Origin of the sequence: Devosia faecipullorum, from assembly GCF_015158295.1 — a bacterium.
Classification (GTDB): domain Bacteria; phylum Pseudomonadota; class Alphaproteobacteria; order Rhizobiales; family Devosiaceae; genus Devosia; species Devosia faecipullorum.
Genome location: NZ_JACDXV010000001.1, coordinates 234,743 through 250,321 on the forward strand (window position 1 = coordinate 234,743; position 15,579 = coordinate 250,321).

The 15,579-nt window shown below is 62.5% G+C and carries 12 protein-coding genes; 4 read left to right on the forward strand and 8 right to left on the reverse strand.

The annotated features are described in order from the left end of the window. Positions 1-55: 55 nt before the first annotated feature. The 7 genes from H0482_RS01150 to H0482_RS16835 all read right to left on the reverse strand — a co-directional run bounded on the left by H0482_RS01150 (position 56) and on the right by H0482_RS16835 (position 7,662). Entirely contained in the window at positions 56-892 is an 837-nt protein-coding gene (locus H0482_RS01150; RefSeq protein WP_193728199.1) for an MBL fold metallo-hydrolase, read from the reverse strand. After that, on the reverse strand, positions 892-1,671 hold the full coding sequence (locus H0482_RS01155; protein ID WP_193728200.1) for a TatD family hydrolase: 780 nt from the start codon (positions 1,669-1,671) through the stop codon (positions 892-894). Before H0482_RS01155 ends, H0482_RS01150 begins: the two co-directional genes overlap by 1 nt. An 8-nt stretch (positions 1,672-1,679) precedes the next feature. Then, entirely contained in the window at positions 1,680-3,230 is a 1,551-nt protein-coding gene (gene metG, locus H0482_RS01160) for a methionine--tRNA ligase (RefSeq protein WP_193728201.1), read from the reverse strand. Beyond that, positions 3,227-4,252: an AAA family ATPase gene (locus H0482_RS01165; protein ID WP_193728202.1), complete on the reverse strand. Its 1,026-nt coding sequence runs from the start codon at positions 4,250-4,252 to the stop codon at positions 3,227-3,229. Before H0482_RS01165 ends, metG begins: the two co-directional genes overlap by 4 nt. Further along, entirely contained in the window at positions 4,249-4,935 is a 687-nt protein-coding gene (gene tmk, locus H0482_RS01170) for a dTMP kinase (RefSeq protein WP_193728203.1), read from the reverse strand. The genes H0482_RS01165 and tmk overlap by 4 nt, the downstream gene beginning before the upstream one ends. Positions 4,936-5,427: 492 nt before the next feature. Next, entirely contained in the window at positions 5,428-6,570 is a 1,143-nt protein-coding gene (locus H0482_RS01175; RefSeq protein WP_330998160.1) for a D-alanyl-D-alanine carboxypeptidase family protein, read from the reverse strand. A 54-nt stretch (positions 6,571-6,624) separates the two neighbouring features. Then, positions 6,625-7,662 carry a septal ring lytic transglycosylase RlpA family protein gene (locus H0482_RS16835; protein WP_330998161.1) on the reverse strand — a complete coding sequence of 346 codons (1,038 nt, stop codon included), beginning with the start codon at positions 7,660-7,662 and terminating at the stop codon, positions 6,625-6,627. A 264-nt stretch (positions 7,663-7,926) separates the two neighbouring features. On the opposite strand from H0482_RS16835, the gene metH reads away from it, so the two are divergent. The 3 genes from metH to H0482_RS01195 all read left to right on the forward strand — a co-directional run bounded on the left by metH (position 7,927) and on the right by H0482_RS01195 (position 13,126). Then, entirely contained in the window at positions 7,927-11,682 is a 3,756-nt protein-coding gene (gene metH, locus H0482_RS01185) for a methionine synthase (protein WP_193728204.1), read from the forward strand. Positions 11,683-11,808: 126 nt separating this feature from the next. After that, complete coding sequence (locus tag H0482_RS01190; RefSeq protein ID WP_193728205.1) at positions 11,809-12,159, forward strand: P-loop NTPase family protein; 351 nt, start codon at positions 11,809-11,811, stop codon at positions 12,157-12,159. A gap of 34 nt (positions 12,160-12,193) precedes the next feature. Continuing rightward, complete coding sequence (locus H0482_RS01195; protein ID WP_193728206.1) at positions 12,194-13,126, forward strand: patatin-like phospholipase family protein; 933 nt, start codon at positions 12,194-12,196, stop codon at positions 13,124-13,126. A gap of 37 nt (positions 13,127-13,163) precedes the next feature. On the opposite strand, the gene H0482_RS01200 is transcribed toward H0482_RS01195, so the two are convergent. Next, the gene (locus H0482_RS01200; RefSeq protein ID WP_230989410.1) at positions 13,164-14,705 is read right to left on the reverse strand and encodes an NAD(P)H-hydrate dehydratase; all 1,542 of its coding nucleotides are present in this window, start codon (positions 14,703-14,705) and stop codon (positions 13,164-13,166) included. A 157-nt stretch (positions 14,706-14,862) separates the two neighbouring features. Here H0482_RS01200 and H0482_RS01205 point away from each other — a divergent pair, with 157 nt between their 5' ends. Beyond that, positions 14,863-15,528: a PilZ domain-containing protein gene (locus H0482_RS01205; protein WP_193728207.1), complete on the forward strand. Its 666-nt coding sequence runs from the start codon at positions 14,863-14,865 to the stop codon at positions 15,526-15,528. Positions 15,529-15,579: the final 51 nt, after the last annotated feature.

Genomic DNA, 15,579 nt, shown 5'->3' on the forward strand with positions numbered 1-15,579 from the left:
GAATTGCTGGGGTTCTCAGCTTTTACCATACCCACTGCATGCGAGGATAAGTCTGTTATCGATTGAGGATTTGACCAGTCATAACGTCGATCCGCATGCCGTCGAAGGCCGGCGTGACATTGTCTGGCGTTTCGGCCTCGGTTGTAGCGTAGTCGAGGTCGATATGCATGTCGGTCAGCACGGCCTGGCGCGGACGGAAACGCCCGATCAGGTCAAGGGTTTCTGGAAGACTGAGATGGCTGGGATGCGGCGTTGGTCGCAAAGCGTCGATGATCCAGAGGTCGAGATTGCTGATCGCTTCGTGCGAGCTTTCGGGAAAACCGGACAGATCGCAGCTATAGGCGAAATTGTGCAGGCGGAATCCGAGAGAGTCGATATTGCCGTGCAGCTGCAGAAAAGCCTGTAATTTCAACGTTCCGCCCGGACCATCGACGGAAATTTCGTCCCCGGGCACGATGTCGTTGGCATTGAGGATCGGCGGATAGCCACTTCCTGTGGGCGTAGCGAAGCAATAGCCGAAGGCCTCGCGGAGCCGCTCGCCGCATTCATGGGTGAAATAGACGTCGACCCGCTTGCGATTGCGCAAGGCCAGGACGCGCAGATCGTCGATCCCATGGGTGTGGTCGGCATGTTCGTGGGTATAGAAAACCGCGTCGACGCGGTCCACTTCGGCGTCCAGAAGCTGCTCGCGCACGTCGGCGCCGGTATCGATAAGTGCCCGTGTTGGTTGATCAATTCCGTCGCGCCATGCCTCGATGAGCAAGGAACAGCGGCGGCGGCGATTGCGGATTTCGTTGGGATCGCAGGCACCCCAATCATTGCCGATGCGCGGCACGCCACCCGAGGAGCCGCAGCCCAGAATGGTGGCGATGATCCGGTCCGGCGGCGCCATTAGCTTATGCCGGTCTTTGAGAACAGGCGGCCAAAATTGCTGGTGGTTTCCGTGCCCAGCTGTTCGAGGCTAAGTCCCCGTATTTCCGCAACTTTTTCCGCCGTGTGGCGCACGAAAGCAGGCTCGTTGGGCTGACCGCGATGCGGGATCGGCGCCAGATATGGGGCATCGGTTTCGACCAGATAGCGGTCGGCGGGAACGATGGCCGCAACCTCTTGAATTTCCTTGGCATTCTTGAAAGTCACGATGCCGGAAAACGAGATATAGCCGCCCAGGGCCAAGGCCCGTCGGGCTAGGTCCATTCCGGCCGTAAAGCAATGTAAAACAAAGGGAAAAGCCCCCTGCCCGGTCTCTTCTTCCAGGATTGCCGCCATGTCGTCGTCGGCAGCGCGGCTGTGGATAATCAGTGGAAGATTGGTGATTCGAGACGCCGCGATATGGCGGCGCAGGCCGATGGCCTGAGCCTCGCGCGGGGCATTGTCGTAGAAATAATCGAGACCGGCCTCGCCGATGGCAACGCAGCGTTCATGGGCACTTAGCCGCACCAAGTCGCTGGTTTCGATGTGCAATTCCTGATCTGCATTATGCGGATGGGTGCCCACCGAGCACCAGACGTTGCTGAAACGTTCCGCCAGCGCGGCATAGGTGGAAAAGTTATCCACCCTTGTGGAAACCGTCACCATGCCAGTGACGCCAGCCGCCGCCGCCCGTGCCATGATCCCGTCCAGATCGGCGGTCAGGGTCTCGAAATCGAGATGGCAATGGCTGTCAATCAGCATGATTTTCGTCACTCATTCGGCTTTTCCAGCCGCGCAAATACGCCCTGGGGTAGCGGCAGATCGCTCTTCGCTAGCAGACTGTTCACATTTGCGGCTGCGGCGAGCGAACGTTGGTCTTCCGGCACACCAAGCTGGTCGAGCAGGCGCGCTGCCGAAGCCGGAACGAAGGCCAGCATCGGGATCGACAGGCGGCGGACGGTATCAGCGGTAACGTAGAGTACGGTCGCCATACGGGCCGGATCGGTCTTTTTCAGCGCCCAGGGTTCCTGCCCTGCAAAGTAATTGTTGGCCGAACTCAAGGCAGCGATGATCGCGCCGGTCGCCTCATGGACCAACTGCTGGTCCATGGCCTTCTGGGCCGCGTCGAGCGCTTCGCTCACTTCGGCGATGATGGCGTTGTCGGCATCGGTCAGCGGGCCAAGCTCGGGCACCTTGCCGTCGCAATTCTTGTTGATCATCGACAGCGAGCGCTGCGCCAGATTGCCGAGATTGTTGGCGAGGTCGGCATTGACGCGGTTGACCAGCTTTTCGTTGGAATAATCGCCATCGTTGCCGAAGGAAACTTCGCGCAGGAAGAAATAGCGCACGGCATCGGCGCCGAAGCTGTCGACCAGATGGAACGGGTCGATGACATTGCCAAGCGACTTGCTCATCTTCTGGCCATCGACGGTGAGGAAGCCATGGGCGAAGACGCGATGTTGCACTTCGAGGCCGGCGCTCATCAGGAACGCGGGCCAATAGACGGTGTGGAAGCGGATGATGTCCTTGCCGATGACATGCAGGTCCGCCGGCCAGAATTTCTTGAACAATTCGCTCTGTTCATCGGGATAGCCGACGCCGGTAATGTAATTGGTGAGCGCATCGACCCACACATACATGACATGCCCAGGCGCATCGGGAACCGGAATGCCCCAGTCGAACGTGGTGCGGGAAATGGACAGATCCTGCAGGCCGCTCTTGACGAAGGAAATGATCTCGTTGCGCCGCTCCTTGGGCGCGATGAAATCGGGATTGGCTTCGTAAAGGTCGAGCAGCTTCTGTTGATAGGCCGAGAGGCGGAAGAAATAGGTGGGCTCCTCCACCCATTCCACCTCGGCGCCGGACGGCGCGAGGCGCTTGCCGTCTTTCTCGGTCAGCTCGGATTCATCGAAATAGGCTTCGTCGCGCACAGAATACCAGCCCTTGTAGGTGGACTGGAAAATGTCGCCATTCTGACTTTCCGCCATCTTCTTCCAGATGGCCTGCGAGGATTCGAAATGGCGCTGTTCGGTGGTGCGGATAAAATCATCGTTGGACAGATTGAGCGCACCGGCGAGCTTCTTGAATTCGCCGGCATTGCGATCAGCCAGTTCGCGCACCGGAATGCCTTCCTTGGCGGCGGTCTGCACCATCTTGATACCGTGCTCGTCGGTGCCAGTGAGGAAATAGACCTCCCTGCCCTCCAGCCGCTTCCAGCGGGCGATGGCGTCGGTGGCGATCATCTCATAGGCATGGCCGATATGGGGGGCGCCATTGGGATAGGAAATCGCGGTGGTGACGTAAAAGGGCTTGCTATTCATGCGGGCTCGGCGGGGCTGGCGGACAGGGCGCAATGCTTCCGGATGGAATCGAAGATGACTACCAGCGTCTGCTTCATATCGAGATTGACGCTGTCGGCTTCGCCCAGAAGTGCGCCTGCCTTCTCCCATAGCTCGGTTGCCGAGGCAAGCCGCCAGCGCAGCCCCTGCTGCATGGCCGCCGCGCGTATCTCATCGGCCAGCCAGTCATTGAGGATTTCGCGGGCAAAGGACATGTCCGGCCCCTGCGGGTCGCTGCCCAGCGCATCAGCCAGTTTCAGCTCCGCTGCAATGGGCATTTCATCGGGGCGCTGAAGCCATTGGATCAGCGCGCCCACCGGCGAATCCTCGGCCAGAGCCAGCGTCTCGAACGCGCGGCGCGGCCTGCCGCCCGCCAATTGCACCGCCCGCGTCAGCGAAGCGCTGTCGAGTTCGGGCATGCTGGCGGTGACGACCTGCGCCAGGAGATCGTCGGACAAGGCCCGCAGGCCCAGATTGTGGCAGCGCGAGCGTATCGTGGGCAGCAATTGGCCGGGGCGATGGGAAATCAGGAAGAAGGTCGTATCTGCTGGCGGCTCCTCCAGCGTCTTGAGCAACGCATTGGCGGCATTGGGATTGCAATCGTCGATGGCGTCGAGCACGGCGATGCGGTGCCCCGCCCTGCCCCGCGTATGTTGCAGGCTTTCGCGCAGCTCGCGCACATCCTCGACGCGGATCACCGAGTAAAAGCTCTTGCTGTCCTTGGCGCGGCGCCGCAGCACCGAGAGATTGGGATGGGACAGGGCCGCGATCTGCTCGCGGACGCGCAAGGGGTCTTCATCGCCAGTGGCCATCAGGATGGCGGCGGCCAATTCGAACGCCAGCGTGGCCTTGCCGATGCCCTGCGGGCCATGCAGCATGATGGCGCCCGGCAGGCGATGTTCAGCCAATTGCCCGAGAATGGCGGCGCGGGCCGCGTCATGGCCGATGGCCACCTGCCTCTGTTCCGGCAGCGGCAGGCCGGAAATCGCGCTTGGATCGGTCACGCCAAAGACCTGCCCTGCAGTTCGGGGAAGCGGCTGGTGATCAGGGACCAGATGGCGCTTTCAAGCGCTTCCTCACTCTGCTCAGCTGAAATGACGACGCAGCGATCGGGATTATTGCGGGCGATGTCGAGAAAATTGGCGCGCAGAACCTTGTGCCATTCCAGCTCCTCTTTTTCGAAGCGGTCGCCGGTCAGTTGCAGGCCATCCTCGATGGTGCGCTGTTCGACACGGCGAAAGGCAGTTTCGGGGTCCATGTCGAGTAGGATGGTGAGGTCCGGATTGTGTCCGTCGAGCGCTAGGTCTTCCAGCGCATTGATCAGCCGGTCATCGACGCCACCGGTCAGTCCCTGATAGGCGCGGGTGGAATCGCAAAAGCGGTCGGAAATGACCCAGGTGCCCTTGGTAAGATTGGGCGCGATCAACTGGGTGACGTGATCGAGCCGCGCGGCGGCGAACAATACCGCCTCGGCGCCCGCGCCCCAGACCTCGGACCGGCCTTGCAGGATGAAGGAGCGGATGGCTTCGGCCTTGGGCGTTCCTCCCGGCTCGCGGGTGCGCACAACATCGATCCCCTCGCGGCCCAGATTGTTGAGCAGACGCCGCACCTGCGTCGATTTCCCCACGCCTTCGCCACCCTCGAAAGTGATGAAGCGGGCTGGTCGTCGATTGGGCGCTTCGAGCATGGGCAGGTCGATTCCTTGATTATTAGTCTTTTAGGACACTCAGGCCGGTGGGGAAAGACGGGGCCGCATGGACGCCACCCTTTGTCGTCATTGCCGGCCCTGTCTCGGCAATCCACGTTCGGGCCGGCATCGTGTGGACCACCCGGATGAACCGGGTGGTGACGTTGGGGAGGGAGCGGTTTTCAGGGCTGGAAACATTTTGGCCCGATTGGAAGGTCGATAGATCGGTCGGGCTGCAATTCCTGATGCCGGAGGTGGATTAGGGACAGGGCGCGGACCAGGCATGTATGTCCAATTCCATCGTCATTGCCCGGCTGGTCCGGGCAATCCAGTCTTGTTGCATCCTCCATGGACCACCCGGATGAACCGGGTGGTGACGTTGGGGAGGGAGCGGGCGCGGTTGAGGCGAGCATGTTGAGCTATTCGTCCACAGCTCTCATGGCCTTTTCGCCTCAAATCGCTCCACCGGAGCGATTTGGCCTGCGGCGCGATTTAAAGCCAGCCCAATGCCAGATGTTTCATCGCATCCGTAGCGCGGCGGACCAGGTCGCCTTGCCTGACGTCTTCGGCGGCGTAGAGCGGAGCGGCTTGCACGAGCTGGTCGTTGCAGAAGACGCGCAATTCCGCGACCTTGTCGCCCTGGCGCACCGGCGGCATGAGCGGGCCGGTATAGTTGAGCGTCGCCGAGAGGCATTGGCGCGAGCCGCGCGGCAGGTAGAGGGCGATTTCGCCCTTGCCGACCAGCCCGACCTGCGGATTGTCTCCACCATAGACATCGGCATAGCCAACGACGGTGCCGGCAGCGTAGGGCGTGATCCGCTCGAAGGCGCGCTGGCCCCAGGTCAGCAATTTCCGCCCTTCCTCGGCGCGCTCGCGCATCGAGGCGAGGCCATGGACGACGGCGATCAGCCGCCGGTCGCCCTGCGCGGTGGAAAGGACGACGCCGTAACCGGCCGATTGGGTATGGCCGGTCTTCAGCCCATCGACGCCAATGCCCACATCGATCAGCGAATTGCGATTGGCCTGCTTGATCTTGTTCCACTCCATCTCCGGCTCGGAGAAATAGTGGTAATATTCCGGAAATTCGCGGATCAGGTAGCGGCCCAGATCCGCCAGGTCGCGCGCCGTGGAATATTCGTCGGCGTCCGGCAGGCCGGTTGCGTTGGTGAAATTGGAGCCCTCGAGGCCCAGATCGCCCGCCAGCTCGTTCATCATCAGGGCGAAGGTCGCCTCGGTGCCGGCAATGCCTTCGGCCAGGATGATCGCAGCGTCATTGCCGGACTGGATGATCACCGAGCGAATGAGGTCTTCAACGCGGATCTGTGAATTGAGCTCGGCGAACATGGTCGAGCCGCCTGAGGTCGCGCCGCCGGTGCGCCAGGCATTTTCGGAGACGAAGAACAGATCGTCGAGACTGACGCGGCCGGCACGGATTTCGTTGAACACCACCGCCAGCGTCATGAGCTTGGTCATGCTGGCCGGCTCGAGCCTTGCATCAGCGTCTTTCTGGAAGATGACGGCGCCGGATTCATGATCCATCAGCACCGCGAACCTGGCCTTGGTGTCGAAATCCACCTGTGCGGAGACCGGCGCGGCCAGCGCCAGAATGGCGGCAATGGCGATCAGCAGTCTCACGCAGGCCCCTCCCTCGCGCCCGCACCCCGCAATGAAGGGTGGCAGGCCTTTATATCAATAAAGAACTATGTCAGTGACGCCAAGCGCCCGGGCCAGATCGGAAATATCCGCCTGGTCCACGCCGGGCTTCAGATAGGTGAGCGTCAGCCTGGTGGCGGCACGGCCATTGCTGGTCACCGCATCTTCGGTGACGGCGCCGAGCAGCGCGAATTCCTGGGCCAGCCGGGCGGCATTGGCGGGATCGGAATAAAGGCCGAGGCCGATGCTGACCTTGCGGTTGTCGGCATCGACCGAAGCGGCCCAATCGGCCAGTTCGGCATTGCCCGAAGCCATGGCGTTGACGGCTGCATGGGCGCTGCCGATGGCCGCGTCGGCTTCCGTCGCATCGGCATAGGAGAACAGGCCATTGAAGAAATTGGTGGTCATGCCGACCAGGCTGCGATCGCTTTCGGCACTGGCCACGCGGGTCGCGCCCGTATCGTAGCCGGAGGGACCATTATAGCTGGCCACCAGCGTGCGGGTGTCGTCGCCATTGAGCGGGGCCTCGCCCACATATTCGACCTTCACATTGGCCGAGCCGTTATTGACATAGCCGAGCATGGAGGCAGCGCGGTGGCTGAGGTCGATGATGCGGCCCGAAACATAAGGGCCGCGATCGTTGACGCGCACCACGATGGAGCGGCCATTGTCCTGATTGGTGACGCGCGCATAGGACGGCAGCGGCAGGGTCGGATGCGCGGCGGTGATGTGATTGGCCGAGAAAATCTCGCCATTGGCGGTCTTGCGGCCATGGAAGTCCGAACCGTACCAGGAGGCGGTGCCGGTCGCCGCGTAATTGGGATTATGCTCGGGCACATAGGTCTTGCCGCGCACCGTATAGGGCTTGCCGACCTGATAGCGCCCGCCCCCGCGCGGCGGATTGGGATTGGAGGTGACGCGGGGCGAGACGGCGACGCCATATTCGCCGGAGGTAAAGGCGGAGCGCTTGACGGTGGCGCCAAGCCCCCCGCCCGTCGCGCAGGCAGCGATCATGGGAACAATCAGGGCCGAAAGGGCGATGATACGGACGGCGCCGCGCCAGGAGGTCGTCACGATATGCAATACTCTAGAAAACCGGAACTATTCGCGCGCAAGGGTAACGCAGCGGCCCGGGCGTTCACAGAAAGGAACAATTTTACGGTTTAGAGGAGGTTAAGGTGAGCGAAGCGTTAGCCTTTGGAGGCGCATTGTTGACAAATGCCCCGCGCATCGCCGGCACAGCCTCCCATATCGCCTTCGCGCTTGACTGATATAAAGATATCTTTATGTGATGTCCCGAGCGCAGTTTGCGCAGACCCCGAAAAGAAAGAGGACGCGATGAGCCCCGCCCCTGTCGCCACCATCATTCCCGATTGGAAAGAGGTGCGCAAAGCCCTGGCCAAGGCCATGGAGGAGCGCATCCTGATCCTCGACGGCGCCATGGGCACCATGATCCAGCGGTTGGGGCTGTCGGAGGAGAATTTCCGCGGCGAGCGTTTCAAGGATTGGGCGCACCCACTCAAGGGCAACAACGACCTGCTGGTGATCACCGAGCCGCAGATGATCGAGGATATTCACTACGCCTATTACATGGCGGGCGCCGATATCGTCGAAACCAACACCTTTTCCGGCACCTCCGTGGCGCAGGCAGACTATGGCTGCGAAAGCGCGGTCTATGACATCAATTATCAGGGCGTGGTCGTGGCGCGCCGCGCGGCGCTGCGCGCCGAGGCGGTGGACGGCAGGCGGCGGTTCGTCGCCGGCGCATTGGGGCCGACGACTAAGACCTCGTCCATGTCCACCGACGTCAATAATCCCGGCCACCGCTCGATCACCTTCGACGATCTGGTGGTAGCCTATGGCGAAGCGGTGCGCGGACTGGTCGATGCCGGGGCGGACCTGCTGCTCTTCGAGACCGTCACCGATACGCTGAACATCAAGGCCGGCATTTTCGCGGCGCAGAAGCTGTTCCGCAAACGCGGCATCGACGTGCCGGTCATGATCTCGGGCACTATTACCGACCTCTCGGGCCGCACGCTGAGCGGGCAGACGCCGACCGCCTTCTGGTATTCCATCCGCCACGCCAATCCGCTGACCATCGGGCTGAACTGCGCCCTGGGCGCCGACCTGATGCGCGACCATATCGCCGAGCTTTCGGGCGTGGCCGACACCTTTGTCTGCGCTTATCCCAATGCCGGATTGCCCAACGAAATGGGCGCCTATGACGAGACGCCCGAGCAGATGGCCAGCCAGTTGCGCGCCTTTGCCAGCGACGGCTTGCTCAACATCGTCGGCGGCTGCTGCGGCTCGACGCCCGACCATATCCGCGCCATTGCCGAAATGGCGGCGCAATATGCACCCCGCAAGGTGCCTCATATCGAGCGCAGGCTGCGGCTGGCAGGCCTGGAGCCGTTCACGCTTACCAAGGACATTCCCTTCGTCAATGTCGGCGAGCGCACCAATGTCACCGGCTCGGCGCGGTTCAAGAAGCTGATCAAGGCCGGAGATTACAGCACGGCGCTCGACGTCGCGCGCGACCAGGTGGTCAATGGCGCGCAGATCATCGACATCAACATGGACGAGGGCCTGATCGATTCCAGGCAGGTGATGATCGATTACCTCAACCTGCTGGCGGCCGAGCCCGACATCGCCAAGGTGCCGCTGATGATCGACTCCTCCAAATGGGAGGTGATCGAGGCGGGCCTGAAATGCGTGCAGGGCAAGGCGCTGGTCAATTCCATTTCGCTCAAGGAAGGCGAAGAAGCGTTCATCCATCACGCAAGGCTGGTGCGCGCCTATGGCGCAGCGGTCGTGGTGATGGCCTTCGACGAGACCGGACAGGCCGACACCAAGGAGCGCAAGGTCGAAATCTGTAGCCGCGCCTACAAGATCCTCACTGAAGTGGTCGGCTTCCCCCCCGAAGACATCATCTTCGATCCGAACGTGTTCGCGGTGGCGACCGGCATCGAGGAGCACAACAATTACGGCGTCGATTTCATCGAGGCCACCAGGGAGATCACCAACAGCCTCCCGCATGTGCATATTTCGGGCGGTATTTCCAACCTCTCCTTCTCGTTTCGCGGGAACGAGCCGGTGCGCGAGGCGATGCACGCCGTCTTTCTCTACTATGCCATCCAGAATGGCATGGACATGGGCATCGTCAATGCCGGCCAATTGGCCGTCTATGAAAGCATCGACAGGGAATTGCGCGACGCCTGCGAGGACGTGATCCTCAACCGGCGCCCTGACGCGACCGACCGGATGCTGGAACTGGCCGAGCGCTACAAGGGCCAGGGCGGCGGCGCCGGCAAGGAAAAAGACCTCTCCTGGCGTGAATTGCCGGTCGGCGAGCGCATTTCTCACGCGCTGGTCAATGGCATAACCGAATTCATCGAGGCCGACACCGAGGAAGCGCGGCTGTCCTATGACCGCCCGCTGCACGTGATCGAAGGCCCGCTGATGGCCGGGATGAACGTGGTCGGCGACCTGTTCGGTTCGGGCAAGATGTTCCTGCCTCAGGTGGTGAAATCCGCCCGCGTGATGAAACAGGCCGTGGCCTATCTCCTGCCCTTCATGGAAGAGGAAAAGGCCGCCAATGGCGATGTCGGCGGCCGCCAGAGCGCCGGCAAGGTGCTGATGGCGACGGTGAAGGGCGACGTACACGATATTGGCAAGAACATCGTGGGCGTCGTGCTCGCTTGCAACAATTACGAGATCGTCGATCTCGGCGTCATGGTGCCGACGCAGAAAATCCTGGAAACCGCCAGGGCCGAGAATGTGGACATTATCGGGCTCTCCGGGCTCATCACCCCCTCGCTCGACGAGATGGTGCATGTGGCCTCGGAAATGGAGCGCGAAGGCTTCGACATTCCGCTTCTGATCGGCGGCGCGACCACCAGCCGCGTGCACACGGCCGTCAAGATTCACCCGCGCTATGCGCGCGGCCAGGCCGTCCATGTCAATGACGCAAGCCGCGCCGTGGGCGTGGTGTCCAACCTGCTCTCGAGCGACAGCAAAGTGACCTTCATCGAAGGGCTTCGGGCCGAATATGCCAAGGCGGCGGCGGCGCATGAACGGGCTGAATCGGAAAAGAAGCGGTTACCGTTGGCGGTCGCCCGCGCCAATGCGTTCAAGCCGGACTGGCAGACCTACGATCCCCCTGCCCCCAGCTTCCTCGGAACGCGCACTTTCGAGGAATTCGACCTCGCCGAACTCGCCGAATATATCGACTGGACGCCCTTCTTCCAGACCTGGGAATTGCGCGGGCGCTATCCGGCTATTCTCGAAGACGAAAAGCAGGGCGAGGCGGCGCGGGCGCTGTGGGCCGACGCCCAGAAAATGCTCAAGCAGGTCATCGACGAGAAATGGTTCGCGCCCAAGGCCGTAGTCGGATTCTGGCCGGCCAACGCCGTGGGCGACGACGTGCGCCTGTTCACCGACGAGAGCCGGAACCAGGAACTGGCCACCCTCTTTACCCTGCGCCAGCAATTGACCAAGCGCGACGGCAAGGCAAACATGGCGCTTAGCGATTTCGTGGCGCCGCTGGAGAGCGGCAAGCCCGACTATCTGGGCGGCTTCGTGGTGACGGCGGGCCTTGGCGAAGTGGCGATCGCCGAACGTTTCGAGCGCGCCAATGACGATTATTCCTCCATTCTGGTCAAGGCGCTGGCCGACCGCTATGCGGAAACGCTGGCCGAGTTCATGCATCTCAAGGTGCGCCGCGAGCTCTGGGGCTACGCCGCCGACGAGAACCTGACGCCGGCTGAAATCATCCTCGAAAACTATCAGGGTATTCGTCCGGCACCGGGTTATCCGGCCCAACCAGACCACACCGAGAAAACCACCCTGTTCGCGCTGCTCGATGCCAAGAACAAGGTCGGCGTCGAACTGACCGAGAGCTATGCCATGTGGCCAGGCTCGTCGGTGTCTGGGCTCTATTTCTCCCATCCTGATTCCTATTATTTCGGGGTCGCCAAGGTGGAGCGGGACCAGGTGCTGGACTATGCGCAGCGCAAGGGCATGGCGGTGGAAGACGTCGAACGCTGGCTGGGGCCGATCCTGAACTACATGCCAGGCAAGGTGGCGGCGGCGTGAAATCGTCGCGCGCATTCGGTGCCCTCACCGGGATGGTCCATGCGCCAGGACGATGAAACTGGATTGCCCGGCCAAGCCGGGCAATGACGCCGAACGAAAGAATTGAGCGAAACAGCGATCGAGATCATGTCCCGCAGTGCCCCGATCCCCGTCACCCTCGTCACCCGGCCCGGCAAGCCCCTGTCGGTCGATGCGGATATTGCGTTGATCCGGCTGCCGGCCAATTCGGGGCATGGGCACAAGGATGGCGAGGTCTGCATTGCCTGTTCGGGCCAGACCGATATACGCGCCCTGCTCTACAATCTGCTCGAAGAACAGAAACGCGGCATGCGCCCGGCCTTCAGCCGCGTCGTTGTGGATGCAAGCGCACTGGCCGATCCCGAGCAGGTGGTGCTGGCGCTCAAGGGGAAACTGCCCGCGCAGGCATTGCGCGACCATAGCGTCGCCCGCATGTTTTTTCTTGCCGACACACTGTGAGCGGCTATCGTCGCCCTAAGTGAGGGAGTGGGCGATGCGCAAACCGAAAATCGGCCTGGCCCTGGGCACTGGCGCGGCGCGCGGCTGGGCTCATATCGGGGTGCTGGATGCGTTGATCGAGGCGGGCATAGAGCCCGATATAGTCGTGGGCACGTCCATGGGCGCGCTGGTGGGCGGCGTCTATGCCAGCGGACGCCATGATATTTTGCGGGACTGGGCCATGTCCGCAGACCGCCGTGTGGTGGCCTCGCTGATCGATGTCGGCTTTCTCGCCGGCGGGCTGGTGGACGGCATGCGCATTCTCGATTGGCTGGGCGGGCTCGAAATCGCCCGCAATATCGAAGACCTTGAACTCCCTTTTGCCGCCGTCGCCACCGATCTGACGACCGGAAGGGAAGTGTGGCTGCGCGAAGGACCGCTCGACCGGGCCATTCGCGCCTCGATCTCGCTGCCGGGTATTTTCAGCCCCGTTGATATTGACGGCGAATGGCTGGTGGATGGCGGATTGGTCAATCCCGTCCCGGTGTCGGTCTGCCGGGCGCTGGGCGCCGATTTCGTCATCGCCGTCAATCTCAACGAAGACCTGCTGGGACGGCGGCTGCTGCCCGAGGCGGTAGCGGCGCCTGACCCCGATGACAGGCAGAAGCCGGGAAATTGGCTTGATATGGTCAAGTCCATGCCGGCAGCGCTGGCGGCGCAGGTGTCGGGCTTCAAGCTATTCGGCAATCCCGGAACGACGCCGGGCTATTTCGACGTTCTGGGCAATGCGCTCAACATCATGCAGGATCATATCACCCGCTCACGGCTGGCCGGGGAGCCTCCGCATGTGCAGATCCTGCCGCGCGTCATCGATATTGGCCTCATGGACTTTCATCGGGCGCCGGAGGCCATTGAGGAAGGCCGCGCGGCGGTCGAAAGGGTGCTACCAATCATCGAGGCCAAATTGGGTCGAAGTCCCGCGAACTAGGGCGTTCCCAACCTGCTGGGAAGCTGGTCCATTACGGTCAAGCCGTGGAACTGGATTGCCCGGACCAGCCGGGCAATGACGATGAACCGGAAGTATCCGGCAAGTCGGCCAGCGCCTTGAGGATGGGCGGCAGCAGCGCGGGCAAATCCTCGCTCAGCATGCCGGAACCGCCAAAGCTTTTTGCCGCCTCGCCATGCAGCCAGACCGCGGCCGCGGCAGCCTCGAATCCGGGCATGCCCTGGGCCAGGAGGCCGGCAATTATTCCGGCCAGCACATCGCCCGATCCCGCCGTGCCGAGCCAGGCCGGTGCATTGTCGTTTATCGCGGCGCGGCCATCCGGCGCGGCAATGACGGTGTCGCTGCCCTTGAGGATCACGACCGCGCCGGACTGGCGGGCAGCGGCACGGGCGCGATCTAGCTTGCTGCCGGACTTGTCGCCGAACAGGCGCTGAAATTCGCCTTCATGCGGGGTGAGCAGGACGGGCGCCTGCCGGGCGGCGATGGCGTCGAAGAGGCGCCGGGGGTCGGCGGCGCTGACACTTATGGCGTCGGCATCGAGCACGGCGGCGGCGCTGCCGGCCAGCACCAGATCGACCCTGGCCTGGGTATCGGAATTGATGCCGGCAGCGGGGCCGATGACGATTGCGTTGATCCGCTTATCGGCGAGCACTTCGGCAAAGTCGCCTGCGCTCTCGACCGGCTTCAGCATGATGGCGGTGACGTGGGCGGCCTGGACCAGCAGCGCGTCCTTGCCGCCGGCAAGCGTCACCAGCCCCGCGCCGCTGCGAAAGGCGGCAAGGGCGGAGAGGCGGGACGCACCGGTCTGCAAGGGGCCGCCGGAGACGACCAGAACATGGCCGCGACTGAACTTGTGATCGTCGTCGCGCAAGGCGGGCAAAGTCCAGAGAGCCGGGCAATTGCGCCAGGTCCGGGCTCCTATGGGCTCCAGAACCGCATCGGGAATGCCGATATCGGCAAGCGCCAGCGCGCCGCAATGAGCGCGGCCGGGCAGCAGCAAATGGCCCGGCTTGCGACGGAAAAACGTTGATGTGCGCATCGCCCTGATGGCCGTGCCGCGGATTTCTCCGGTCGCGCCGTCGATGCCGGAGGGAATATCGATGCTGAGGACGGGAACGCCCGAAACATTCACCGCATCGATCAGTCCGGCCATTGCGCCGATCACCGGCCGGTCCAGCCCCGCCCCGAGCAAGGCGTCCACCACGAGGCCGAAATCCGTCACGTCAACGCCCGAAACCGGGCGCACGGGGCCATCCCATCGCGCGGCCACAATGGCCGCCTCGCCTCGGAGAGCGGCGATGTCGCCTGCCAGGACCAGAGTCACGGCCCATCCATGCGCCCGCAATTGCCGCGCGACCACGAAACCGTCGCCGCCATTATTGCCCGGCCCGCACAGCACCAATGTGGGACGCGGCGAAAAATGGGCGATTATGTCGGCGGCCACGGCCTCCCCCGCTGTCTGCATCAGTGTCAGGGCGCTGATCCCGGATTGAACCGCCAGCGCATCGGCCTGCGCCATTTCGGCGGGCGTGAGGAGTGTTTCAGCCGATCCAGAACTCATTCAGATGCCCTCCGCCTCAAAAGATCGCCTATTTGGCCTTTGCAATCGATGCAGTTAGCAACAAATTTACAAACATCAGGTCTTCTGCGCCCGCCCTGGTATAATTCCGTACGAACATGTTCGGGGCCATGTCGAGTGATTTATGGGAGGGGGGCCCGTGTCACTGATTGCTGCATCCAATGGTGATGGGCAAAAATCGGACTATGAAAGGCATGACGTGCGCTTCATCGGTGCGCTGCACGGACGCTATGCCCTCCCCGATCGCCGCCAGTCGCCCAATGAAAAACTTCCCGTCTATGCCTGCCGCCTCTGTTCCATTTCCACCCGTATGCTGGTGGCCGTGGGGCCGATGGTCGGCCGCGAGGGCGAAATCGTCTCCTCTCACTTCGATGAATTCGGCATATTGCGGGGCCGCATCACCCGACGCCTGCCATCCGGCTTCGTCACCGACATCATGATGTCCGACAATGACCGCAACAGGCTCGGCGCCAGGATTGAATGGCACAAGAAGCGGGTCAATGCGCAGGTGCCCGACAAGCGCGGCCACAAGCGTATCCAGCCGCGCGATCCGCGCAGCGTCCTCACCCTGGGCGACGGCACCACCATCGCTTGCTTCGTGATGGACATTTCCCAGTCCGGCGCGGCAATCTCCGCCCATCTCTGGCCGGAAATAGGAACCCCGCTGGCGGTTGGGCGGCTGGTCGGTCGCGTGGTGCGCCATCTCGATGTCGGTTTCGCGCTGCAATTCGTCGAGGTTCAGGACGTCGATGACCTGGAAACGCTGCTTCAGCCGCCCAGCGGCCAATCGGCGGCCCCATCATAGTAACCGCAAGGTTACGCTTTCCGGCAAAGTACGATGGTTGCGCGAAACAGC